Raw genomic sequence first — 25418 nt, forward strand, 5'->3', positions numbered from 1 at the left:
CTATGAAGAATGTATTAAAAAACCGTGGGTTTGTATCATTATGGTTAGGAACAACTATATCTGAACTAGCAGGAGCCTTCGGAACATTTTGCAATTCAATATTGATATATGATATGACCGGCTCAAAACTAGCTCTAGGAAGTATGTGGCGCTACTCTACTTTATTCCTTCAATTATTCTTCAGCTAATAAGCGGCCCTTTTATCGATAAATGGAGCAGGAAACGGATTATGATAGTCTCTCAATGGACAAGAGCAGTGATTTTTTTACTCCTGCTTCTATCTTTATTGAGTGGTAACATGGAGTCCTGGCATATCTATGCCGTTCAGGTCATCATTGGATTACTGGCTCCCTTCTATGTGCCAGCGAGTCAAGCCATCACCCCAACCATTGTATCAAAAGAGCAACTAAGTACAGCAAATGCTTATATTGATGGCACGTCCCGGCTCATGATGTTTTTAGCTCCTGTTTCAGGCGGAATTGTAATTGAATACATTGGAATAAAGTTCACTTTGATTTTTATTACCGTTTTGCTAACGTTAAGCGGTTTTCTTCTTTTAAGGGTGAAAGAACATCGGACAATCACAAAGATTCGTTCTACATGGTTAGAGCAATTTATGGAGGGAATCAGTTACTTCTTTAAAGAACGTAGAATTGTCTGGCTAGGTGTATTCTTAGGTTTCGTTCAATTCGGTGTAGGTGTGACAATGGTTATCAATTTACCTTACATTATCGATATCTTAGGTGGCAACTACGATGTCTATGGATTATTCATGGCTGGGTTTCCGTTAGGTTATGTATTGGGATCGTTGTTTGTAGGCAGAGTTAACTTTAGGAGCAGAAGAATAATCATGCTGGGGGCTCTTGTAATTGGCGGCTTAACTTATGTATCCTTAGGTCTAATAAACCATATATTTTTGGCCATATTAGTAGAGGCTATCGCAGGAATTTCCATGGCATTTTTCAATGTACATAACACAACGATCAACCAACAAACCGTGCCGAATCAGCTCATGGGGAAAGTACTATCCGTTCGATTAGTCATTATAAGAGGTGTGATGCCTCTTGGTGTACTGGTTGGAGGTGTGGTAAGTGAGCTGTGGGGAATTCGACCGTTGTTCATATTGATAGGTACATTAATATCTTCAGCAGCGATAATAGGGCTTGTCTTTCCGTATTTTAAATTTATTGATGGTACAGTTTCACCTAGTGAAGAAGTTACGTCATAACCTTTTGGGGTGAGGCTTTGTAATAATTCTCAACAACAACAATTGGGGGGCTTTAGCTGAAGATCATTATACATGTTATCTCGAATTCAATTCTTCAGCTATTGGGCGCTATCCTTGTAAAAAACAAACTAAATAAAGGAGGAGCTATTAGTCATGATAGAAAGAGATCTTGTGCAATATTTTGTGGTGAATAAAGATTTGAGCATGTCTACAGGTAAAATTGCAGCACAAGTTGCCCATGCTGCAACTTTAAGTACGGTTGAAATGATGTCCAATAATTCACGATTTCAGAGCAGACAATCAGACTTTGTAGAGTGGGTACAAACCGGAATGAAAAAAGTGGTTTTAAAAGGAAAACTGGTAGAATTGGAGAAGTTAGAAAGTAAAGGCTTCTTTAGTATTCATGATAGTGGTTTGACTGAAATTCAAAAAGGATCGCTTACTGTAATTGCTCTTCCTCCTATGTTGAGATCAGAAGCAAAAGAATTAATCGGTCATCTTACATTATTGAAAAAATAAAAATGAAGTTATCTTGATATTCAGCAATCCAGATTGCGGAATAAAAAAGTGCTTCTAAATCGGTGCCTTTGATTTTATCTTATTAGGAATGGGGTATTGAAAATGAAATTTAAAGTTTATGATAATGCTCATGATTTTGAGAGAAAGATAGAGCCGATTTTATTGGAAAAGGAAGATGTATTCAGTCTTTTTTTTGGTGTACTGCAAGCTATTAAATCTGGTAATTATGAGAATCCATTTATGGCGACAATTGAGGAGGATGGAAAAGTATTAGCCCTTTTCCAAATGACACCCCCGCATCCGTTAAATCTTATTTTTGTCGATGAAATCCGTTCAGAAGAAATAATTGATTTATTCATAAAAAATATGGTCGAACTTGAAATTAACTTTCGTTCGATCATCAGTTTGAAACCGTGGGCATACATAATCGCGAAGAAGTGGGAAATTAAAACCGGTATGACTCATCAACTACTTATGGATCAGGGATTATATCGATTAAATAAGGTAAATGAAACGCTTGAACATAGTCCCGGTACTTGGCGCTATGCAGAAGAAAGTGACTCTTCACTTATCGAGAAGTGGTTCAATTTATTCGAAATTGATACTGGAATGCCGATTTCACCAATCGAATACGTGAAAAAACGTGTTGCAATGTTTCTAAAGGAACGAGAGGTTTTTCTTTGGGAGGATAAAGGAAAGATTGTATCTATGATGAAGAAGTCACGTCCAACAAAGAATGGTGTAACCGTTACTTTGGTTTTTACGCCAAAGAAAGAGCGCAAAAAAGGATATGCTCGGACGCTTGTTACGGCTGTTTCAAAAGAATTACTCAAAGACTTCGACTTTTGCGTACTGTACACAGATATGATGAATCCGACATCGAATAAGATCTATAGGGAAATTGGCTATGAAAGGATTGCGGATTCTGTTCATCTAGGTTTTGATAAAGACGAATGATTTTGTTTCGATTACTATTCAAATTTAAAGCGGATCTTCAATTATCGGGTGCTTTCCTGGAACAAGGATAAGCGCTCCTTTTCTATTTTTTAGGGGCAGATTTTGTAGGAGAAAAAAGGAAATTAGATGGTTCCTCTTGAATTTGTAAGTTATGCCAGAACAGGGCAGGATGGTTTAAAAAGGTATTCTTTATTAGCAGAAAGAAAATAAATAAACAGCTTGATTTAGTAGATTTAAGGAGTGATTTTTTGAAAAAGGTAAAGTTAATAATCTCAATGGTTGGAATAGTAGTCATTTTATTTGTTTTACTTCACGCAACCCCAAAAACCACATTAAGAACACAGGTATTTTTTATGGGTTATCCAAAAGCTGCTCTTACATCAAAGATTGTTGATTATGAGTATCAAAATGTAATATTAAAGGAAAAGGACAGTAGAGGATATGTTTTTACAGAACCTCCAATTGAAAAGGCAACCCAAGGTTATTTAGACACGTATCGAGTGAAAAAAATAGGAATTTTGTATTTCGCTGATTTTATTAAAGACGTTTAATAAAAATTAAACAATCGCTTTCCATTTTGTGTTTTTGTATTTAATGTGGTGCTTTCCAAGTGTAAGTGTGTAGCCATCTTTCTATATTCCGCAATCTGGAGCGTTTCTGCAATGGGCGGAAAAGCTTTTTTACTAATGAGTGCAGGTTATTAAAGAAGTAAGAAAAGGAATAACATGAGTTCCTACAAAAAGGCTTTACAAGGAGTGAGGATTATTAATATTACCTCTAATATTGTAAAAACATCCGGTGCATATATTTTATATTCTGGGCTATTTCCCTTTCAAGTTGGTCCAACCAAAGAAGGAGATAAACTAGGAGTAGTTAGATTAGGAGGACATAGAGAAAATAATGAAACCGCATTAGAAGCTGCTAAACGCGAAGTTTTTGAAGAGGCTTCTATGATTATCACACCGGTGAGTTCACCAGTAACTTATTACAAAACTGAATGGGATGAAAAACCCGTTATTATAAAGGTCGATGACGAAATATCTCCTGTTTTAATAAAAGGAAATAGGGAAAAATCCTTATCAGTAATGTATCTATCATACGCTAATAATAAACCCAAACCTTCGTCTGAAACAAACGGTTTATTACTCCTAACTCCAGATGATGTTCAATTAATTTGTAATAATAAAATCACTTTAAATGAGTATTTACAACAAAATGGTATTGCCATATTAAAAAGAAAATTAAATCAAAATCTGATATTAGAACCTTTCCCACAATTGTTATTCCTGTCAGAGTTGTTAAAAGAAGAACCAGCTCTAATGAAAGAATTTTTGAAGAAATAATACATTTTTTAATTAAACTAATCTAGCTATTAGAATCTTCTAAGTTATTTTCCGTAGGGCGCAATCATCTAATATGAATACGTCTTATTTGGATTAATGTAAGTACCATTTTAAAGGTATAAGGGGACTGATTTTATGAGAGATAGAGGTTCTGTTGTTATTGTAGAAGATAGTAAAGTTATCCTAATTAAAAGGGTTAGAAATGAGTCTGTTTACTATGTCTTTCCTGGGGGTGGAATTGAAGAAGGGGAAACTCCTGAACATGCAGCCGAAAGAGAAGCCTTTGAAGAATTAGGAGTAAAAGTAGCTATTAATGGGTGTCTTTCGACAGTCGAATATAACGGTAAACAATTCTTCTTCTCGGCGGATATAATTGAGGGTGAAATTGGTACTGGACAGGGTGAAGAGTATACAGCTTTGAATAGAGAAAGAGGTACATATCAGCCGATGTGGATGGAATTAGACAGGCTTTGTTCAATTGATGTAAAACCTAGAGAAGTTGCTAAAATGATACAATACTTATTCAAGGGCGCTAATCTGTAATAGGGAGGTGGAATAAATGGAGATTATAAGAGGTAAACGAAGTTTTGATTTGGATGAATTCTTAAAAAAACCGTTATTTGCTCATCTATCGACGGTTTCATCCGAGGGCCCAAGGGATTCTCCGGTATGGTTTTTTTGGGAAGATAAATGCCTTTGGATTATAGGAACTCCAGGAGATACTTTCCCATTAAGAATAGACAATAATCCGAATTGTGCTATCGGAATTGTTGATTTTGATCCTGCTACAGGGAAGGTATTGCATGCAGGTTTCAGAGGAAGAGCAACTGTAGAACCATTTAACTTTGACTTAGCAAAACGGTTATTTGCAAAATATATGGGTTCAAACGAAATGGAATGGGATTCAAGATTCAAAAATCAAGATCCTAAAAATGTCTTCATTCGTTTTGTACCAGAAACTGTAGTAGTTAGGGATCAATCATATAACGTCCATTGATAATATTATTCAATAATCGGGGGCTTTTTCTGAAGAACATAATTTAAGTTATCTCGAATTCGAGTCTTCAGCAAAAGGGCGCGATCCAGGAACAAGGGTCGGCGCCTATTTTATTTGTCTAAGTGAAGAAATAACTCATTGTAGGAATTTTTAGATTATGAAATAATTGGTATTATGGAATAGGGCAGGATTGTTTAGTAAGGGTTTTTATCTTTTTGTAATGATTTCTATTAAAGGGGTGAGAAAGTATGTTTAGAATGGTGATAACATTATTTATAACTGTTTTATTATTGTCAGCTTGTAGCTCTAAAGACTTTGCATATTCAGGTGAATCAGATAATTGGAAAGCAGATTTAAAGGTTCATCAGTCTAGCGGTTTTGAAAAGCAGGAACTTATACTGATATTTCAGGGAGAAGACGTAGAATCGATTGGTCCAATTACTTATAATGTCAATAGCGTAGGTAGTTTTGGCGGAACTAGGGATAAATTACAGGAAAATGGTTCTATTGAAGATTATAGTGAAGCGAACCCGACTAATGCTCAAGTTAGTGAACATACTGAAGTTGAGGTAACAGTTGAGTGGAATGGTAAGACTGAAACATTTAAACTGACCAAGAAATAAAATTATGAATGCCCAGGGTAGCATAAGTATAATAACATCCCTGTTCAGCAATCTAGGAGCGATTGTTGAGTCAATGAAATAAATTTTTATAGAGTAAATGAGACAGAAGGAGGAGTGGAATGTCAGAAAAGGAAAGGGAAAGATTAAAGAATAAAGAACAACAAGGAAACCCAGGGGCGGCTTTTAACAATGCAGTGAATCAAGCAATAGCTGGTAATCCTAATGGAAGTGGTTGTATATTAATTGTGATTATCCTTTTAATAATTGTTTTGGTTAAAGCTTGTTCATCTTAATACATTATTGGATACGATACAAAATTATTAACTTGGCTATGTTATTCAACAATCTAGGGGCTATAGTTGAAGAAATGTATATTATCCTGAAATCGAGTCTTCGGCAATCGGGCGCAATCCCGGAACAAGGATCACCGCTCATTTTTCACTTTAGTGCCAGATTGTGGCGTAAATACAATAGGTGTAGGATTAAAGGAGGAGAACTGTATTATAAGTAAGTGATGACGTTTTTGAATTTTCAAAGAAAAAGTCTAAACAAAACCTTAATGCAGTATTTTATTAAATTTACCGAAAAAATAACAGATGTTATGATAGTTGTAAAAACTTACTAGACAAACGGAGTGAACATAGATGGAATGTCGGGATTTATTTGACCTAGAAAATGATGCAACCTTCCAACAACTCAATCAGCAAGTGAATTCGTTTAATACATTAAAAATCTTAAAATTAGAAAACTATGAAATCCGTCATTCGAATATTTTGGCGTGGCTGCTAAACCCAAAAGAAAACCATAGTCTACGTGACTATTTTTTACGTAAATTAATTGAACATCTCATATTAATAGATGAAAACAGCAATAATTCACAATATAAAACAGTTGGTGAAATCCTTGACCATTCATTAATGGATAGTCACGTATATCGTGAAGTTAAAACAAATAAGAACCGATTTATCGATTTACTCATTGTGAATCAACAGTTGAAATCCATCTTTCTGATTGAAAATAAATTTTATTCCACAGAATCGAAAAATCAATTGGATGATTATTTGGATTTTATCCAACATACATTTGAAGATTTTACAATTATCCCAATTTACTTAACGCTCGATGGGGAAGATCCTTCTAACCAACAATACTTCATCCTTACTTATGAGCGCATTGAATCGATTTTACATACAATTCTTATGTTATATAAGGATCAATTAAGCGATAATGTTTACAAATTTATAGAAGATTACGACCTAATATTAAAAGAAAAATTTTACCCAAATCAAGATCAAATATTGCAAGCAATTGATATATACCGCAATCATAAGCCAACAATCGATGCACTATTCGAAGAAACCTCTATACTTAATAAGCAATTGCAATTCGAATCAGGATATCAATTTGAATTTATGATGAAGTATAAAAATACAATCAATTATATTTTCAAACATGGACAGAACATCCTGTCATATAGTTTTGAACAGTTCATTAAGCAACAGTTTGATAAAGAAGTCCTTTATAATGCACATCCAACTGTTCCTAATTTATTACCACCTGAATGGCATTCTATTAGCAAAATTCAATTACGAGAACCAAATTATTGGTTAGGGAAAGGCTTAATTGTTTGGTTTGAACAAACAAATGATAGTCGTTTACGTCTTATTGCAGAAGTGGGACCAATGGAATATGCTAGTCGTCTTTCGCTGCTTGAACAATTAGAAAAAATCGGAATATCGTTTAAAGAGAATTCAAAATCAAAAAAAGCACGTTTCACACGATTTTTCTCACAAAAGATTGACGTAAATAAGTGGGATGATATGGTTGAGCTTACACAAGCAATGGCAGATTTATATAATAGCCCGGAATTTACTTTATTGCGAAAACAAGTAACTGCAATTTTAAATAATGAAAATCCGGTAAAAGAACAAACAACAATACCTGCGGAAAATTCTTCTTTAAATGAAACGAAAATTCAAGTTCAAAATGCATTTAAAAAATGGTTGGAATCTAAAAATATTCTTGAAAATCATTATCGTGTGTCTTCACGAAATCTATCTTTTAAAATTCCATTATTTGATGAGTTTAAAGAGAAATTAGGCGAAACAAGAGAAAAATGGTGGTGGGATAATGGGCCTCTTCTATTTTGGATGAATATTAACGCAGATTCACTGTTTTTCACGTTAGAAATTGGTCCCGTTGAAGCCGATAAACGTGTAATGTTGATGGAAAATATTAAAGAAAAGGGTATTAAATTCAGTAAAAAAGGGCTTACACCAGAAGCCAAATATAATCGTATTCACTCTGAAACAATATCAATTGAAGGGTTAAAAGATTCAGAGCTAATGAACGCTTTCGATTCTTTATATGATAACAAGGATCTACAGAAGATTTTAGAAAAGCTTCAAATGATTTATGATGAAACAGTTAGTAAGTTGGAGTAAATATCGAGGGTTTTAGCCGTTTAACATGGATATTAATAAGAAGTGGAAATTTGAAAAAATCATTTTGGGGAGTGCTATAGTTCAATATATAAGAGCCACCTTCAGCACCTTTATTCTTCAAAAAAAAGATTATAGAAGCTTACTTGTTTATTCCATAAAAGGGCGCCATTCTTGAAGAAGAATCGGTGCTCAATTTGCATTTTAGGTCCAGATTATAGCGTAAATATTGAAACCGACTGGGGAATTAGGATGAATGACCTTTCGAATAAATTAGAACAATTTATGAAAAAACATTTTGATGATCTCGTTTTAGCGCCGGGGTTATTTTATTCCTGGAGATGTGGACTACGTTTTGAAATTTCCAACCCTGATTTATCTTTTCAGGAAAAGGCTAATCTTAAACAAGTTTATGAGCGTAGTACGGATATATTTAAAAGGATTTTTGACGAAAATGATGAAATTTTATTAGTGACCAATGTGTACTGTCACAAAGCAGATACCTTTCTTCAAAGTAAGCCATTAAATGTGTACCGAAAGTATGTTAAGAATAGACAATCATTAAACAAATTAAGGCATGACGTTTTGCCAAGTATCGAGTGGGATGATGAAGAAAGCGATGAATACCGGAATGAAGTTACACATCGTTTTATATTTCAGTGCAAAATAAGTGAAGTTCGCTATACACAACTTTTATTGGCGATAAGTTACGAAGACTTCGGGCATCAATCTTGTATTTTAAAAGGCTTTCCTAGGAATGGGTACGATATCTTTTTTGTGAACCTATCAAAAAAGATTATTTATCATTTATACGATGATCGTGGATGTGATGTTATAGCAGCAGATAGGGAACATATACGGTTACTCTATGAAGTTCGCAATGAATGGATACTTGACTATGACCGAGATAAAATCGAAAGCACATTCAGCTAAGTAGGGTTGTAAGCGTCAATGCTAAACAATCGGGCGCTTTTTCAGAATAGGAAACTAGGTGGAAAGCTGATACACGATTTCTATAGCAAATACTTTTAACAGAATAATTGAACTGAACATTTCGGGTGAGCACGTACTTTATTGAGCGTGTTTTTTCCATTTTTAGTGGAGTTAAGAGATTGAGTAATATTTGAAAATTTGAAATAATAGTAGTTGGGTAAAAGTGCAGCTCAATAACAATGTATGATAAGTGGCTCTTGTTTCATTATGCAGCGTATTATAATGTTAAAACAAACGTGACAAGTTAATATTTACTTTGTTTATGAATTTAATTCATTGAAGTTGAAGTTTCATGACAGTAGGAATTAGAAAATTTTAATAGTGATTTTAAAGGTAATGTTCAAAAATTAATAAAAATGATAAAATGCTTCAATGTAGAAATAAAAACAACTTTTTGGTGAGGATATAATAAATTGAAGCAAGATAAGGTTTTCTTGCGATTGTTGAAAATGTTTTGTAGGAGGGGTAAAGAAAAATGCTTTATATATGGAATATTGAAAAGATAATTAATAATACATTACAAGAGCTCAAACTAAATATAAATGTTGAATTCAGTGATAAACTCACTGCACCGATGAGTTATAACGTATCGACAAATACGATAAAGTTTAACTACATACAAATTAACGGATATAACGCTAAAATTAACTTTAAAATTAAAGAAACCGATGAAAACTTTGTGAAAATTATGCTTTATCATCAGCTCGGATATTATTTAGAATTTAGGAAAAATACCCGAGTTTTAAAGACTCTCATTTATGGTGTAGAAGATGAAAAGGAACAGCTTTTAGCAGAAATCGAAGTGAATTCTTGGGAATATGGAAGAACACTGGTTCCTGACTATCTACTAAAAGCATATGATCAAGTACGTGAATTGGATAAACTTCTGTTAAAAGTCTGAAAAAATCAAATGGACAGTTCTACTTTTCTACTCTAAAAGTTACTTTTATTGTGAAAGAGTCCAAGGAATCAAACCTGACTTAATATCCACTAGCATACCGCTTGGCTTTGACGAATCTACGGCCCTTCTAAAGAAACCGTCAGAGATTAAAAATTAAAGAATCAAAAATTATCAAAGGAGTATAAAGAGTGCGTTTTCCAATATTATACTGATTTAGGAGGCTGTTTTTATTCAGCTGACTAAAGAGATATGTATCGTACAAAGTTCTTCTGATATTCAATTATCGGGCGCCATTCTGGAACAAGAATTGGCGCTCACTTTTCATTTTAGGGCCAAATTATGATAAATAATTATTGGTTTAGCATTAGGGTAAGTGAACCGTACCATAAGTAATTTACTAATAGAGTTATTAAACAATCGGGCGCGTTTATTTAAGAACGCGTCTTTTTCTTTTATTTGGGTCAATATTCTGGAGTAAGAAAGGTAATTAGATAGTTCATCTTGAATTTGTAAATTATGCCAGAAAAGGGAAGGGTTATTCAATAAGAAATCACAAAAAATAAGATTAGAAGTATTAAATAATGCTCTCATAAAAAATTTATGCAAAGAATTGAAATGATGTACATTAGTATTATTACACGATAAAAATTAAAAATATATGGAGGTTAGTAATGTTATTTATGATATTTGGGGTTATTGCAATAGTAGCAACTTTTATAAATCTATATATGTATGCATCAGGAAAGGATTATAAGCTGGCAATGGCTTTAGGATTATCATTTACAGCATTAACACTTTGTGCAGAGTACAGTCTTGTATCAGTGTGGGTAGAAGTGGAAGATTGGGCAGCTTTAGAGGATGTAGTACCTTGTATGGAAAGGGCATTATGGTTTTTGACAATTGTTTCTATCATACTAAATCTAGCACCAATATTTTTAGAACGAAAAGGTAAGAAATAATGAGTTAGTGTCACATCATTTATATAATATGCAATTATTGTGTAAGTCTCTATATATAACTAACAGGGGCGTTTGCTGAACAAACAACCGCCCTCCCCCTTCAACATACCAGAAAGTTTTAGCATCTTCGGTTAACAGGGAGGATAGTTGAAGAAATATATTAGTAACTTATTGGGGGAAATCTTATGAGTACGTTTATTTATATGGTGAGACACGGAGAATCTCCAAAGTAAGGAAATGAAAGAACAAGAGATTTAACGGAAAAGGGTCATTCGATGCTCAAAAAATAACATCAATATTAATAGAAGAAGAAATTGAAGCTGTTATCTCAAGCCCATATAACGTTCAATTTTAACTGTAGAAAAATTAGCACAACAAATAGGACAAGAAGTTTTAACATTTGAAGATTTAAAAGAAAAAATATTTTCTTCTGAAGACAATCGAGTATCTGATAAGGAATTGATTCCACTGTTGGAGAAGTCATTTATGGAACCAAATTTCGCTTTAGAAGAAGGAGAATCTAATCGTATACAATTAAAGGAAGTAAATGGTTATTAATATATTAAAGATGGTTGTTCTTCAATTATAGGTGGAGAAAGCTTTAATACGATATATGCTACAATATTAAAAAAGGGAAACTTTGGAGGCACACCACTGCAATAAGACTTAAAACGAAATTAAGTTCTTGATTTATCCCTGCAAGGACATATTACGAAACAGTGCTTTAATAAAGGAGTTGTATAAAATGGATGGAAAAAAAGATACAGAAATAAAACGCTCATTAAAAGCAGAAAACATTCTACCTCAGATCAATAGTAAAACTAAGCTAGGCGACTTACGAAAAATCGCGAAGGACATTAAAAAAGATCACGAACTAGCTATGGAACTTTGGTCAACCGGAGAGTTTTTGCCCAGACTATTGGCAATCTTAATTATGGACAAAAAACTTCTTTCACAAGAAGTACTAAATAAGCTTGATAAGGATATGCAGACTCATACATTTGATGAGCGAAATAACTTAATGGATTGGTTAATGGCTAATCAGCTCACCAAAGACAAGAAGAACATTGCACTGATGGAGTTATGGGAAAATAGTCCTTCTGCTCTTCAAAGGCGAGCTTTCTGGTATTTTCAAGGGCGATTGAGATGGACTGGACAAACACCGCCTGATAACACCGCAGACTTACTATCTGCAATTGAAGCTAATATTACGCAGGAAGAACCGGAAGTTCAATGGGCTATGAATTTCACCGCAGGCTGGATAGGCGTTTATGATGAAAAGTATCGAGCACGTTGTATAAAACTTGGTGAGAAAACGGGTCTTTATAAAGATGAAATGGTATCAAAAGGATGTACTCCCAATTATTTGCCGGAGTTCATTACGATTGAAGTGAACAAACGAATTAATAATTAGTTACCACTGAAAAATTCATAAGGGTTTGATGTGAAAATAAAGGAATTCAAAGCCTCAATATGAAAATTGTAATAGGCTTGGACTGAAAAATAATGAAAACAATGAGTTATGGCAGTTAGTTAGTGAAATATGCAAGGAAGATGTAAAGGATTAACCCACTATCTCTTTTTGAACAGTAGGGGCCAACGAGGCGCAAGTATTGAAAAAGAGAAATGGACTGTTTCAGCAGTCCATTTCTCTTTTTCTTATATAGTTAGAAGGAAGTTTAGTTATTTTGTCTTAGAATCGTCCTCAGCAACACTATTATGAGTAAATTACTCCCATTGTAGAGAAAAATGCAAAAGCTAATCCTAAAATGAATAGTAGTATTCTTTTTACAAAAGTTGGTGAAAACTCAATAAGTAGATCAAATATTAGTTCAATTAAGCTAAAAGAACCGCCCATAGTCATATTATCAATAGCCTTTTTCTTACCAAACACAGAAAACCACATAAGCAAAATGCCTAAAATTGCAATAATTCCTAAAAGTATCTTAAACCACATGTAATATCTCCTATGATGTTTTATCTTGATTTTAAATTATATAGGTTTTTTTAACTAGCACCATTCTTTACCAGTCAAAAGCTCAATACGCCTTTTATGGAAAAAATGATTGTGTTTATTAATCTGATTTGAAATAATTGGTATTAAACAATAGGGCAGGTTAATGCAATAAGCGCACAAATTTTAAAAAGGTGTTAATTCTCAATAAGGGAGCTATTAACGAATAAGTAAGGGGAACCTTTTAAGTCAAAGGTTCCCTTTTTTTAATTCGTAAACAATTTAATAGTCTTGTAAAAAAAAGAATTTTCAATGTGAAAGTAACCAACAAAAGAAGGTCTAATATATAAGGGTGTTGTGTAAGTAGAATGAGAGAAGACTATGAAGAAAAAGTTTGGTTCAAATAATATTATCGGGAACGAAGGATGTAGAAGAATTTAGACATGGTTAATAATTTTTGTAACTAACAATAAAATCGTTATAAAAATTAATAAACATTTATTGTAAATCAATAAATTTTATATTAAAATCAAAATCAGAATAAATAAATGAGGTGCTTTTATGAAAAATGTTACAACGTTGTTTTTAAAAATAGCTGTTATTTTTTTAGGAGTCCCAGTTCTTGCTCTGTGCATCTTTTTGGTGCCTGAGATGGCGAACCTTTCAGCAAAATTACTTCCAGAGTTTGCGGTTATAAAATATATCGTTTTCATTGTTTTTGATGCATCAGCAATACCTTTTTATTTTGCTTTGTATCAGGCTTTTGAACTCCTGCGCTACATTGACAAAAATAAAGCTTTCTCTGATTTATCTGTAAAAGCTTTAAAGAATATCAAATATTGTGCAATTACAATCAGTATTTTGCATGTACTAGTTTTACCGCTCTTCTATATCTTTGCGGAAGTAGACGACGCCCCAGGAGTTATCTTTGTCGGATTGGTTGTTCCTTTTGCTTCGATGGTTATCTCAGTGTTTGCGGCAGTTCTCCAGAAACTTTTAAAAGAAGCAATTGATATAAAATCAGAAAATGATTTAACGGTCTGAGGTGAATAACAATGGCAATAATAATCAATATTGATGTGATGTTAGCAAAAAGGAAAATGAGCGTAACACACCTTTCGGGGAGGGTTGGGATAACGTTGGCTAACCTTTCTATATTGAAAAATGGAAAGGCGAAAGCGATTCGATTATCCACCTTAGAGGCAATTTGTAAGGCTTTAGAGTGTCAGACTGGGGATATTTTAGAATACAAAAGTGACGAAGACAGTTAAACATTGTGGAGGAAATTACAATTATTAGGGGAGGTATAACGATGGAAATTAACAATTCGATTATCGAAAACATTGATAACCCTCATGAACTGGAGAGAATATATAGAAAAGACCCAAAAGCTTTTAAAAATTCATTCTTACAGGCATGGGAACAAAATCCTGATTCTCAGGTCCTTGGCGTTTGGTTTGAAAGATTGCATTTCAAGGAGGTAGCAAACACAGAAAAATCTTCCAAGATCCAAAAAGATTTCATATTTATGGGCATTTTAGCCATTATGGCAGGGATATTTACCAGGATCATTTTCCATTTTGTCGAACAGGAAGTAATTGCTCCAATTAACCTGGCGTTTGGTATAATTCCTTTTATTGCTACTTATTTTATTTACAAAAATACTCCGAAAAAAAGTGTTATTTATTCCCTTGTAGCGTTGTTCCTAATTTCAGGGGTTTATCTTAATATGCTGCCTTTAAATGATAAAGACAGTATTATCCTTGCTTATTTACACATTCCCATATTCTTATGGATATTGTTAGGGCTTGCATTTACAGGAAATGAGTATTCAAAAGGTAGTAGTAGATTAGCCTATATCAAATTTAATTTGGAATATGGTATTCTCTACGCCAGCATGGCCGTGAGTGGTATGGTACTGGCAGCATTAACCATGCAGTTATTCAGCTTTATCGGCTTGGATATTGAGGACTTTTATTTTAGTAATGTCGTTTTATTTGGTGCTTCCTCTCTCGCTATTGTAGCTGCATACCTGGTATCAATGAATCTTAAACTAGCTAAGAATATTACACCCTATATAGCTAAAATTTTTAGCCCTCTTGTCCTGGTCACATTGTTGGTCTATCTTATTGCGGTTATATGGCTCGGAAAAAATCCATTCTTGGACCGTAATTTCCTGATAGCCTTCAACGGAATACTTCTTGGTGTATTGGTCGTTACCATATTTTCCATTACCGAAAGCGACTCAGACGAGAAAAAAAACATTTCAGACTATATAAATTTTGCCCTAATTGTTCTTGCCCTTATCATTGACAGTGTGGCATTGTCAGCCATAGTGTTCAGACTTTCTTCATATGGGATTACGCCAAACAGACTTGCTGTTTTAGGTGTAAACATACTTATCTGGGCAAATCTAATTTTGATTATGTTCTCGTATATGCGTTTTCTACAAAACAAATCAGGACCTTCAACTATCCAAGATTCCGTTACTAAGTATTTGCCGGTCTATGGACTTTGGGCAGCTTGCGTTATATTTACTTTTCCTTTAATTTTTAATTAGAAAGGCTCTGTTATGTAGCGATAGGCAAATCTTCTACATTTCTAAAATAAAATAGAGGATATTCAGGTATCGAGTTATAAACAATTACTTCGCTGGTTAAACGGGATCAAGTCTCACTGGGGCTTCCGTTCTACCCCGGATACCGTAATCATATATCGATATAAAAAATGATCAACCAGAAATATCTGGCTGACCTTATAATACGATAGGCGGCTTATCTTGAACAAGATAAGCTTCTTTTTTTGAAATTTATCATTGAAGTACGAGTTATAAACTATTAAAAATATGAAATATGCTAATGTTCATACACCATGTTGTGTAATCTATGTGGCTATATCTGTAAAGTATTCCTCTTATATTGAGATGCGAAAATCCGATTGTTATACTACTTTTGGAACATGGCTATGTATTACGATGTACGAAAGGAGGTTGCAATTTGAAAATCAAACTGGACATTAGTAATGAGCGTTATGATGAAATCAAATCTGCACTCGAAGAACGAGGAATTCAAATAGATGATACTGCCGACTTGGTATTAAGTGAAACCAACAGCTTCATTGATAATCTGACTGTGAGAGAAAAAGGAACAAATGCGCGAATCATTTTATCGGTAGAGGATATTGTTTGTATCGAATCGTTCGGTCATGCAGTTGAGGTACAAACGCAAGAAGGACAATATCAAGCTACCGATCGATTATATAGAATTGTCAGTTTGCTTGACCCATCAAAATTTTTGCGTATAAGTAACTCTGTTGTCATTGCAAGAAATAAGGTTAAACGAATTACACCTACTCTTTCATCGAAGTTTATCCTTAAATTGACTAATGGCAAAAGTGTTGATGTAACAAGAAGCTATTACTACTTTTTCAAAGAATATTTCGGAATATAAAGGAGGCGATTACATGGTTTTTCCTATTTATTTTCTCGCACTGTTTGCTATTGTAATTATTTTGGTCGCTACCGTTATTATCTATTTTCAAGTCTATAAACGGCATATCAATAAGGTTTTAGGAGCAACCGGGGGCAAGCGTACTTCAATGATTCCTCCATATAGAGTCGCTATTGTTATGACCATAATAGTTTTACTCATTGGCCTATTCATAAGCTATTTTGCGGGATATGTTAATGCCTATAAAGATTACGAAGAAGATGCTTGGGTGATGTCACATACTGATATTCAGACATTCTATGCAGAAGTAAAAGAAGTTGGGGAGAAGTCTATATTGGTTGATGGTATTTCCCTCAATGATGAGAATTATCGAGGTGAGTTTCAATATGATATATGGGGAGAAGTGAGTATATATCGGCAGGATGCTGTAATCCGGCTTTCTGATTTGTCAGAAGGTGATTTGATTTCAATCACACTAGTCACCGACAAAACAGGCTTTACAGAAATCTTTAAAATTCAGCTATTAGCTGACAAAGAGTAACCATGTGTTCCTAACGATGATAGTGTTATTGTTGTGGAAATGATATGGAATGGATGAAGGAAATTGGTGGGGAAAGATAGTCTTATTCTAATTAGCTAACTGGATTTTGAGGAGTTACTTGGGATAGAAGAAAGTAAGCGGTTGCATTTAAATGTAATGATGAGGTAAAATAAGAATAACTCTATTTGGATAGAAAGGATACAGGAGAACACGTATGCCAAACTTTACTTTGTAATGATCAATAAATTGGATAGCATTGCCCTCAAAAAAACAATGTTTTTTTCTCAAGGGGGTAGTATGCCCATTTTCTCATTACAAAGGAACCAAGCAACCCTGTAGTCTCAATCTTAGGGGAGGTCCTTGTATAGGATCTCCTTTTTAATTTATTCAATTTAATATTATTCTGTGCTGCAAGATATCCAAATAGATGCTTGCGTTCCTTTATCTTATTAAGAGGTGAAGGATTAATGTTAAATATAACTTTCCACTGGAAACTTTCTCAAATACCAGAACGAGGTGTAAAGAAGCACTGCAAAATGTGTGGGAAATTATCTGTTTTTACGGACACGAATGTGAGAAGGCATAACGCAAACGGAAAAAGTATATACCAATATGCAATATATAAATGCGAAAAAAATCATACGTGGAACAAAAAGTTAGCAGTTTATAAAACGTTCTCAGAGCATGTTCCTGAAATCGAGGAGCAAAAAGAAGAAACTTCTATAGTGTCGGCCATTCCGATAACTAGCTTAGTAGAACAGGGATTAAAGGTAATACACATTGTCCTAGATGATGTGATAGGAAAACATCGAATTGATAAAGTCCTTGCAAATCAAATTGAGGATTGGAGTCGAACACAGATTATAGATAAGATTGAAAAAGGAGCAATTCAATTAAATGAACAAGTCATTAAACCTAGTTCAAGATTGTCAAAGGGAGAACGCATTTCCATTTTCATAGATTAAATAAATAAATTTCCATCAAGGTTGCAAAATGGTGAAAATGGAAATTCTCTACACGTTTGCGCCCTACTATATTCCGTTAAAGGAAGCGATTACTGCATAAGGTAATCGCTTTTTTTTTTTGAATCGAGCAGGTTAGTTGAATAGCATTTTCAGAATATTAATAGTTGAAGGGAATAACCTTTTCAATAAATAATAAATATTTACAGATAGAAAAAAAAATATAGATTCAAAGAAAATGGGGGTTTTAGTATGAAAGAAAGGACAGAAAAAAGTTTTAATGTTCCAGTTGGTTCTAAAAGTGCAATTACTTTTGGTTCTGCTTTAGCCATTACAATATCTTGGAGTATTCATAAATCAGTTTTCTGGGCAATAATTCACGGGTTCTTTAGTTGGTTCTATGTTATATATTACGTTTTGACTAGGTAAGGATGGAACAACCACCGTCGAAAGTGGAACATAAGCTGTGTGAAGAATGAATAAAAGAGACATTGCAAGTAACGGGGTCTATTTTAGAGTACAAACGTAAAATGGTTAGCCAAGATCTATTTAGCTCATTGACAAAAAAGATAAATTCTATTATCTTAGTAAAAAAAACAATACAACACTTAAATTCGTATAACCCCAATAATATGGTTTGGGGGTCTCTACCAGGAACCAACAAATCCTGATTACGAAGAAGATGCAAGCATTTACTTGTATTTTCTTCGTAATCAGGATTTTTTTTGTGAAAAATCAAGGAGGTCCAACAATGAATTTTTCTATTATGCCTAAAATTGAACTTCACTGCCATTTGGATGGGAGTGTCAGACCTGAGACCATCATAGATATCGCAAAGAAAAGTGGCATCAGTATACCTTCCTTTGATAAGGAAGAGATGAAAGAAGAACTAATTGCCCCATTAGACTGCGAATCCTTAGATGAATATTTAAAAAAATTTTCCATTCCTAATCTAGTAATGCAGTCAAAAGAAAATTTAAAAAGAATTACCTTTGAGCTTTTTGAAGATGCAGCAAAGGAAAATGTGAAATATATGGAGGTTCGATTTGCACCATTACTTCATACTCAAATGGGATTATCTGTAGAAGAAATCATTCAAAGTGTGATTGAAGGAATGAAAGCGGCAGAAGAACAATTTGATATCATAGGAAATATTATTTTGTCATGTATGAGAACGATGGCGGTGGAAAGTGCTTTTGAGGTCGTCGAAAAGGGTAAGATATTCCTTGGAAAAGGGGTTGTCGCGATTGATTTGTGTGCTTCCGAAGAAGAAGGATTTTGCGGAAAATTTATTGAACCAATTGCATTGGCAAGGGAATATGGCTACAGAGTCACGATCCATGCCGGTGAAACTGGAATCGGAAAAAATGTGCTTGAGGCTGTTGAATGGTTGGGGGCTGAAAGGATTGGACACGGTGTGTTCATTAAAGACTGTGTAGAAGCTTACAACATTGTAAAGGAAAAACAGATAGTGCTTGAAATGTGTCCAACAAGTAATGTCCAAACCAAAGCAGTAAACCAATTTGGTGATCATCCAATCTGCGATTTCCACAGGGATGGAATAAAAGTAACCGTTAATACGGACAACAGAACGGTATCAGATACAACGATGGCGAAGGAATGTGATTTAGTCTGTAATGAATTTGCTATGAGTGATGAAGATTATAAACAAATTTACATGAATAGCGTGCAAGCTTCTTTTGCAAATGTAAAAACAAAGGAAAAACTGAAGAAATATCTTCTAGACCTTTAAACTTTAATTGCTGTTAAATCCGCCACCTCTTCTATGGAATCTAAGGTTTAAATATGATATGGCTTTGGAATGTTATTTGGATTTTTATGCATAAGTTTGGAACCAATGCCCATTTCAATCGTAAGTAATGAATAGACTTAGTGTGGGGAGGCAAAAGTATGCGGCAGCTTTATATAAAGCAGAAGGTATTCAGTCTTAGTGGGAAATTCACAGTAAAGGATCAGCTGGAGAAGGATAAATATTACGTGGAGGGAAGTTTTATGCAAGTTCCAAAGACTTTCTCCATTATGAATACAGCAAGAGATGAAGTAGCGCTCATCACGAAAAAGGTGTTCAGCTTTTTACCAAAGTTTTTAGTTGAGGTGAATGGTCGAGAGGTATTAACAATAAAGAAGGAATTTTCGTTCTTAAAAGCACGATATTCAATTGATGCGGCAGGCATCGAAGTACATGGGAATTGGTGGGATATGGATTTTCAAGTTTTACAGCATGGTAAAATCGTAGGTAAAGTGGGCAAGGAATGGTTCACTTGGGGCGATAGCTACAAGGTTCAAATAATTGATGAAGAGATGGAAACCATTATTATTGCACTCGTTGTTGCAATCGATTGTGTGAAGGCTGATCAAGCAGCTGCTTCCTAAACAGCTTCTATTTAAAGTCGAAGTATAATATTAGAAGACTGACAGTTTCTTGAATAGTTGCGGTGAACCTTAACATAAATAATTGACAAGGCAATTTGAGTGCTCTTTCCAGAAAATTGAATCCTTTGAAGTATTTGAACGTGAAAATATATGGAGGTCATTTTCTAATACTTTTCATAATGGAATAATAGGAAACAAAGAAATAAAGGAAGTTATTAACTATGAATTATCAATTTCAAAAAAGTGATTCTTGACCATATAGTAGTATTAAGCGATAGAGCGGGATTAACGGAAAAATTTAGACCTTTGTGGTAAAGTCCTAAAAGATTTCCTTTTTACCATTGAATTAAAAAATGTAAGATGAGGTGTTTACTTGGAGAGTTTTACCTACAACGTAGAGACAGATAGATTAAATATTAGACCATTTATTAAGGAAGATTATTTGAATTGGCTAAATCAATATAATAATAGGATGACTTCACAACATATATACGATGATGGAAAAATTGATATGAGTATTTGTACGGAAGAATGGTTTGAAGAATTGATAGATAAGCATCAGCAGATGGCTTTAGATGATGAGGTTTACATATTCGGGATATTTCGAAAAGAAGATCATGCTCATTTAGGTGCAATAGACTTCTCAACTATTATGAGGGAAGATTTTCAATGGGCAAGATTTGGCTATACCATTCATAATCAGTTTTGGAGACAAGGATACGGTAAGGAGTCTGCAAAAGCAGCAATTAAACTTGCATTTGAGAAATTAAATTATCATCGTATAGAGGCCCATATAAACCTTAATAACACTCCTTCAATAAAATTAGCAGAAAGCATTGGAATGGAATTCGAATGTATAAGAAAAGGTTTCATTCATGAATTTGGTGAATGGACTGATAATCTAATTTATTTTATAAATTCAAAGTAAATCGTATTGAACAACGGCGTGAAGGTAAACGCTTGTTCCAAAAGCTAATATTAAGAAGTGCGCAATGAGTAGTTGATTGAATACGGGACTATGAATATGGAGTTCCAGCTAAAAAACGATCTTCAAGTGGAAGATCGTTTTAACATGAAAAAAATTAATATTATTCCAAAATGTAGAACCCCTATCAGTACACCTTTTTATAATACTAAAAAGGAGTGCGGTGACAAAATGGGTATCATCCTTGTTTATTTGATTATAGGTGTATTGATTAGTGCATCAATTTTTGCGGTGGCAGATTTTCGTCCTTGGTATTTGTTTGCTGCATTGTGCGTTGCATGGTTACCTCTAATATTGATTGGAATGATCATATCTTTATTTATGGATTTAGAAGAAATCTCCAAAAGGCTAAACAGATAAAAACACAAAGCCAAGAAATAAATCCAAATACCCCGACAATGGTCGTTTCGGACCAGCCATATTTTAAGCCAAAGTGATAATGAATCGGTGTCATTTTGAAAATACGCTTATGAGTAAGTTTAAAAGATGAAACTTGTAAAATGACCGATAGCTGTTCAGCAAAATATATGAAGAATAAAACGGGAATCAAGATTTCAACTTTCTCAATGACTGCAAGAAATGAAAGCGAACCCCCTATAGCCAATGATCCCGTATCCCCCATAAAGGCTTTTGCAGGATAAATATTATAAATGAGAAAGCCAAGTAAACATCCAATCATAACTAAACAAAAAATTTGCACCTCTGGACTGTCTGAAACCATAAAAAAGAAAAAGTATGTAGGGATTGCAACAACTCCTAAAAGACCGTCTAATCCATCCGTAAAGTTAATGGCATTTGCAGAACCAACGACAAATAGGGTGATGACAATGACATATAACACCATTGGAAGATCCAAGGAAATATTTTTATAAATACTAATGCTGGTGTCTATGTCTAGCTCGTTGATCACGTAAAAAAGCAAAGTACCTGTAAAAGTAAATTGAAGAATGAGTTTGGTCTTGCCAGATACCCCTCCTGGATCTTGACGAGATGCTTTCCAAAAGTCGTCCAAAAAACCTACAAAACTAAAAAGAATGTAGGTAACACACAAGAAATACGTCAATGGAGTAGGTGAAAAAAGAAGTGATACTATAATTCCTACAAAAAGAATGATGCCAAACATTAGCGGAGTGCCTTTTTTTAACTGATGACCTTTAGGAAGTTCTTTTCTTATCGGCTGAATGAGATGAAGTCTTCTCAAAACGGCAATTAATAAAGGAGATAATATTGTAACAACTACAAATGCAATCATTGCTGGGATTAATTGATCAATCACTTTTCATTTACCCCTTTTCTCTTTACTATCTATAATAAATTCTATAAAACTCATTCATTACCTTTATTCCATACAATCCAATATAATAATATGTAAAAATATTACTAGTTAAAGGATAATATAAGGGGGGCTCTAAATGCTAAACGTAGACATAAGAAGGCCTAGAAATGAAGATGTAATTGCGTTAAATCAATTTTTTAGAACGGTGATAACTGATACATTTATCAAAGAAGGTATCGGATACAAGCTAGAGGATATTGAAGAGGAAATCGTAGCGAAGAAAACTTACTTGGAAAGCGACTTGGAAAGCAATGGTGAAAAACGATTTTTTCTGATTGCTTTAAATGGAGAAAAAATAGTAGGTACGATCGAATATGGTGTAGCAAGTGACCTGATAAGAAAATGTACAGATAATACTTTTAAAGATCTAATCGAGGTGGGGACAGTTTTTGTGCATCCTGACTATCAAAGGATGGGGATAGGTAATTTCCTATTAAAAGAAATGTATTGGACATTATCTAAAAAGGGAATTGAAGAATTCTGTTTAGATAGTGGATATATCCGTGCTCAAAAAATATGGAAAAAGAAGTATGGAGATCCCGATTACTTGTTAGAGGATTATTGGGGCGAAGGATTTCATCATATGATCTGGCGAATCAAAATTGAGGATTTATCAAAATAGAATAGCTTTTGTTGAGATTCTTTTGCCGTTAAATGAAGTAAGAATCGAATAGGAATCTAAAAACTCAGATCAAAATGACCTGAGTTTTTTTCTATGCAAAAAACAGCTAGTTTCCAAGTTCAGTAGTATACCAGCTGACCAATTGGTAAAATATATATGGAAAACTAAATATTAGGTGTAACTTTCGGCTAATATGGCTGTCTGTATATGGAAGAGAGGGGGAATGTGATGTCTGACCCTAGGATAGAGATATATGAAAATCATAAACAGGCGATCTATTCGTATTTATATCGTTCCACACTCAACCGGCATATTGCCGAGGATCTGACTCAGGAGACTTTTTTTCGGGCATTCAAATCCCTCTCCACTTATAGAGGGGATGCTTCCATGAAAACGTGGCTTTTTAAGATTGCCCGGTATACTTACATTAATTTTAGTGTGAAAAAGCAAACACAGTTGGAGGTGCAAACTGGGACTTTGGATGAGAGGATGGCTGTTCAGCAGGATGCTTACAAACATACAGAGGATAAGCTATTGATTCAAATAGTACTGGTAAAGCTTCCGGAAAACTATCGGACTTTTATTCTATTACGGGATGGGCACGGACTGACCTATGAGGAAATCGCAGAGGTGACAAATGAGTCGATTGCAAAGGTGAAGGTGGGCATCTATAGGGCCAGAAAAAAGTTCCGCGAAATTTATAAGAAGGAGGTGGGGGAGGAACGATGAAGCTAGAACACGAGGTAGTGCTGGATTTGTACCTTTTATATATGGAAAACGAATTAAGTCCTGCAGTCAAGCAGGCAGTCGATGCCCATCTAAGTGAATGTGAAGCATGCAGCAACACATATCAGACAGGAGAGGGATTTTTTGATCATAAAAAGGAACTGGAAAATAAAGAAGTTCCGAACACGGTCGATGATAAAGTATGGTTGAAAATCAGACTCACCAGGTATAAGTGGATCACTGCAGTATTAATCGCAATAATTCTTACCCTGCTTGTGACGGACTATAAAAGTGGAAGAGAAAAGTTGATGTTGGAATTTGAAAATTACTACAGAAGTCAGGAATTACTGCCTGTTATGTTTAATATAGTGAAGGACCAGGAACATAGCGACCTGGAATATGTACAAGGAACTGTGCATCAATTTTTTGAAGCTACGATGGCGCTTGAGGAACATATTAATTTTATTGAAAGATACCAGTTGGACAAAACGGAATACTACTTTTGCATCAACACATCAAACTTCAACTCCATGCTGGAAATCATGCAATTCCGTTTTGATCAGGGGATGTGGTCGAAAACGGATGAGGCAGCATATAAAGCCATCCACCGGTATTTTGGTGATCTGAATCAAGTGGCAACAACGCAATATCGGAAATTCAAACATGGATATAGTTCCTATTTTGAACTACTCGATGTGGAAGAATTAGATCGCTTCTACAAAAATATTAATATCCTGAGTGACAGTTATACTCGTTTTCACAAGCTTCCAGAAGAGCTGCAGCCAATGGGTGAAAAGGAACTGACAAAAATGGTGGCCCAAATATTGGGAGTTAACGAGAAAAAGGTGGAGCTGAAAAAAGAGAGTACTTTAAACGGTAATCCCTACACCTATCAATTTCATATTGAAGGAAAATATGATGGTTTGATAGATGGACTCAACGGGCAATTACTGGAGGCGCATAGCTATCCTACCGAACTAGATGGTCCAACTCTGAGTAGAGAGGAAACCGAGGAAAAGGTGAAAGACCATGTAGAAAAAATATATGGCAGCAACTTAGCGTACACCTTGGTGCCGATGGGGATAAATACCAGCAATACAAGTAAAGATTACAAGCTATATAGCTTCAACATTGTACCTAATTATAAAGGCTATCCACTTTATACTCCGCTTGAACAGGGAACGGTTATGATTATTAATGCAAGAACAGGTGAAATAAATATGTTTAACCATAATCCAGATGTGCCCTCCTATAAGGATATCGAGAAGCAGCACATTGAAATAGCTGTTCCGTTGGAAACGCTTAACAAGCAAGGAGTAACAGAAACCGTGATGATCTATTCCGCCATAACCGGAAAATTCGAACTGGTCCATATGAATCCTTCATTGGACTACTTTGAAAAGGGGAAATTCTATTCAGCAAAAACAGGTATGGAAGAGTGGATTCGGGTAGATGGAAGATAGGTTGTGATTTGCTGAATGCTACAGT

28 protein-coding genes, 2 pseudogenes and 1 riboswitch are annotated in these 25418 nt (G+C 34.4%); of the genes and pseudogenes, 28 read left to right on the plus strand and 2 right to left on the minus strand.

Annotated elements, in window-relative coordinates:
- The first annotated feature begins 2 nt into the window (after window positions 1-2).
- The 15 genes and pseudogenes from ABN702_RS05855 (at window position 3) to ABN702_RS05925 (ending at window position 12375) form a co-directional block, all read left to right on the plus strand.
- Window positions 3-1228, plus strand: a pseudogene (locus ABN702_RS05855) (MFS transporter).
- Window positions 1229-1381: 153 nt separating this feature from the next.
- A complete protein-coding gene (locus tag ABN702_RS05860; protein ID WP_417899805.1) occupies window positions 1382-1747 on the plus strand; it encodes an aminoacyl-tRNA hydrolase in 366 nt (121 codons plus the stop codon).
- Between the two features lie 102 nt (window positions 1748-1849).
- Entirely contained in the window at window positions 1850-2704 is an 855-nt protein-coding gene (locus tag ABN702_RS05865) for a GNAT family N-acetyltransferase (RefSeq protein WP_417899806.1), read from the plus strand.
- 248 nt (window positions 2705-2952) lie between these two features.
- Complete coding sequence (locus ABN702_RS05870; protein ID WP_417899807.1) at window positions 2953-3255, plus strand: hypothetical protein; 303 nt, start codon at window positions 2953-2955, stop codon at window positions 3253-3255.
- Between the two features lie 210 nt (window positions 3256-3465).
- On the plus strand, window positions 3466-4047 hold the full coding sequence (locus ABN702_RS05875; protein ID WP_417900838.1) for an NUDIX domain-containing protein: 582 nt from the start codon (window positions 3466-3468) through the stop codon (window positions 4045-4047).
- Between the two features lie 135 nt (window positions 4048-4182).
- Entirely contained in the window at window positions 4183-4590 is a 408-nt protein-coding gene (locus ABN702_RS05880) for an NUDIX hydrolase (RefSeq protein ID WP_417899808.1), read from the plus strand.
- 16 nt (window positions 4591-4606) lie between these two features.
- Window positions 4607-5044 (plus strand): pyridoxamine 5'-phosphate oxidase family protein, encoded by a 438-nt coding sequence (locus ABN702_RS05885; RefSeq protein ID WP_417899809.1) that lies wholly within the window; start codon window positions 4607-4609, stop codon window positions 5042-5044.
- 248 nt (window positions 5045-5292) lie between these two features.
- Window positions 5293-5667 (plus strand): hypothetical protein, encoded by a 375-nt coding sequence (locus ABN702_RS05890; RefSeq protein WP_417899810.1) that lies wholly within the window; start codon window positions 5293-5295, stop codon window positions 5665-5667.
- 119 nt (window positions 5668-5786) lie between these two features.
- Entirely contained in the window at window positions 5787-5960 is a 174-nt protein-coding gene (locus ABN702_RS05895; protein WP_417899811.1) for a hypothetical protein, read from the plus strand.
- Window positions 5961-6311: 351 nt separating this feature from the next.
- Entirely contained in the window at window positions 6312-8111 is a 1800-nt protein-coding gene (locus tag ABN702_RS05900; protein WP_417899812.1) for a PD-(D/E)XK nuclease family protein, read from the plus strand.
- 171 nt (window positions 8112-8282) lie between these two features.
- Entirely contained in the window at window positions 8283-9041 is a 759-nt protein-coding gene (locus ABN702_RS05905; protein WP_417899813.1) for a DUF3885 domain-containing protein, read from the plus strand.
- Window positions 9042-9576: 535 nt separating this feature from the next.
- On the plus strand, window positions 9577-10002 hold the full coding sequence (locus ABN702_RS05910; protein ID WP_417899814.1) for a hypothetical protein: 426 nt from the start codon (window positions 9577-9579) through the stop codon (window positions 10000-10002).
- Window positions 10003-10673: 671 nt separating this feature from the next.
- Window positions 10674-10961 carry a hypothetical protein gene (locus ABN702_RS05915; RefSeq protein WP_417899815.1) on the plus strand — a complete coding sequence of 96 codons (288 nt, stop codon included), beginning with the start codon at window positions 10674-10676 and terminating at the stop codon, window positions 10959-10961.
- Between the two features lie 185 nt (window positions 10962-11146).
- Window positions 11147-11486 (plus strand): annotated as a pseudogene (locus ABN702_RS05920) (histidine phosphatase family protein); the annotation flags it as partial.
- A gap of 220 nt (window positions 11487-11706) precedes the next feature.
- Window positions 11707-12375, plus strand: coding sequence for a DNA alkylation repair protein (locus ABN702_RS05925; protein ID WP_417899816.1), 669 nt, complete (start codon window positions 11707-11709; stop codon window positions 12373-12375).
- Between the two features lie 303 nt (window positions 12376-12678).
- On the opposite strand, the gene ABN702_RS05930 is transcribed toward ABN702_RS05925, so the two are convergent.
- On the minus strand, window positions 12679-12918 hold the full coding sequence (locus tag ABN702_RS05930) for a hypothetical protein (protein WP_417899817.1): 240 nt from the start codon (window positions 12916-12918) through the stop codon (window positions 12679-12681).
- Window positions 12919-13476: 558 nt separating this feature from the next.
- On the opposite strand from ABN702_RS05930, the gene ABN702_RS05935 reads away from it, so the two are divergent.
- The 10 genes from ABN702_RS05935 (at window position 13477) to ABN702_RS05980 (ending at window position 21606) form a co-directional block, all read left to right on the plus strand.
- Window positions 13477-13959 (plus strand): DUF2975 domain-containing protein, encoded by a 483-nt coding sequence (locus ABN702_RS05935; RefSeq protein ID WP_417899818.1) that lies wholly within the window; start codon window positions 13477-13479, stop codon window positions 13957-13959.
- Window positions 13960-13970: 11 nt separating this feature from the next.
- On the plus strand, window positions 13971-14186 hold the full coding sequence (locus ABN702_RS05940; RefSeq protein ID WP_417899819.1) for a helix-turn-helix domain-containing protein: 216 nt from the start codon (window positions 13971-13973) through the stop codon (window positions 14184-14186).
- 41 nt (window positions 14187-14227) lie between these two features.
- A complete protein-coding gene (locus ABN702_RS05945; protein WP_417899820.1) occupies window positions 14228-15475 on the plus strand; it encodes a DUF4153 domain-containing protein in 1248 nt (415 codons plus the stop codon).
- A 436-nt stretch (window positions 15476-15911) separates the two neighbouring features.
- The gene (locus ABN702_RS05950) at window positions 15912-16364 is read left to right on the plus strand and encodes a LytTR family DNA-binding domain-containing protein (RefSeq protein WP_417899821.1); all 453 of its coding nucleotides are present in this window, start codon (window positions 15912-15914) and stop codon (window positions 16362-16364) included.
- Between the two features lie 13 nt (window positions 16365-16377).
- Window positions 16378-16905, plus strand: coding sequence for a hypothetical protein (locus ABN702_RS05955; protein ID WP_417899822.1), 528 nt, complete (start codon window positions 16378-16380; stop codon window positions 16903-16905).
- Between the two features lie 467 nt (window positions 16906-17372).
- On the plus strand, window positions 17373-17870 hold the full coding sequence (locus tag ABN702_RS05960; protein WP_417899823.1) for a S4 domain-containing protein: 498 nt from the start codon (window positions 17373-17375) through the stop codon (window positions 17868-17870).
- Between the two features lie 591 nt (window positions 17871-18461).
- Window positions 18462-18561, plus strand: a riboswitch (purine riboswitch).
- A gap of 33 nt (window positions 18562-18594) precedes the next feature.
- Window positions 18595-19620, plus strand: coding sequence for an adenosine deaminase (add, locus tag ABN702_RS05965; RefSeq protein ID WP_417899824.1), 1026 nt, complete (start codon window positions 18595-18597; stop codon window positions 19618-19620).
- Between the two features lie 158 nt (window positions 19621-19778).
- Complete coding sequence (locus ABN702_RS05970; protein WP_417899825.1) at window positions 19779-20261, plus strand: LURP-one-related/scramblase family protein; 483 nt, start codon at window positions 19779-19781, stop codon at window positions 20259-20261.
- Between the two features lie 373 nt (window positions 20262-20634).
- A complete protein-coding gene (locus ABN702_RS05975; protein ID WP_417899826.1) occupies window positions 20635-21189 on the plus strand; it encodes a GNAT family N-acetyltransferase in 555 nt (184 codons plus the stop codon).
- Between the two features lie 144 nt (window positions 21190-21333).
- Window positions 21334-21606, plus strand: a complete 273-nt coding sequence (locus tag ABN702_RS05980; RefSeq protein WP_417899827.1) for a hypothetical protein — start codon at window positions 21334-21336, stop codon at window positions 21604-21606.
- On the opposite strand, the gene mraY is transcribed toward ABN702_RS05980, so the two are convergent.
- Window positions 21566-22498, minus strand: coding sequence for a phospho-N-acetylmuramoyl-pentapeptide-transferase (gene mraY, locus ABN702_RS05985; RefSeq protein ID WP_417900839.1), 933 nt, complete (start codon window positions 22496-22498; stop codon window positions 21566-21568). The genes ABN702_RS05980 and mraY overlap by 41 nt on opposite strands.
- Before the next feature lie 160 nt (window positions 22499-22658).
- Here mraY and ABN702_RS05990 point away from each other — a divergent pair, with 160 nt between their 5' ends.
- The 3 genes from ABN702_RS05990 (at window position 22659) to ABN702_RS06000 (ending at window position 25393) form a co-directional block, all read left to right on the plus strand.
- Window positions 22659-23204, plus strand: coding sequence for a GNAT family N-acetyltransferase (locus ABN702_RS05990; RefSeq protein WP_417899828.1), 546 nt, complete (start codon window positions 22659-22661; stop codon window positions 23202-23204).
- Between the two features lie 228 nt (window positions 23205-23432).
- The gene (locus tag ABN702_RS05995) at window positions 23433-23933 is read left to right on the plus strand and encodes an RNA polymerase sigma factor (protein ID WP_417899829.1); all 501 of its coding nucleotides are present in this window, start codon (window positions 23433-23435) and stop codon (window positions 23931-23933) included.
- A complete protein-coding gene (locus tag ABN702_RS06000; RefSeq protein ID WP_417899830.1) occupies window positions 23930-25393 on the plus strand; it encodes a zf-HC2 domain-containing protein in 1464 nt (487 codons plus the stop codon). Before ABN702_RS05995 ends, ABN702_RS06000 begins: the two co-directional genes overlap by 4 nt.
- Window positions 25394-25418: the final 25 nt, after the last annotated feature.

The sequence above is a fragment of the Bacillus haimaensis genome (genome assembly GCF_048270625.1).
Lineage (GTDB): Bacteria > Bacillota > Bacilli > Bacillales > Bacillaceae_I > Sutcliffiella_A > Sutcliffiella_A haimaensis.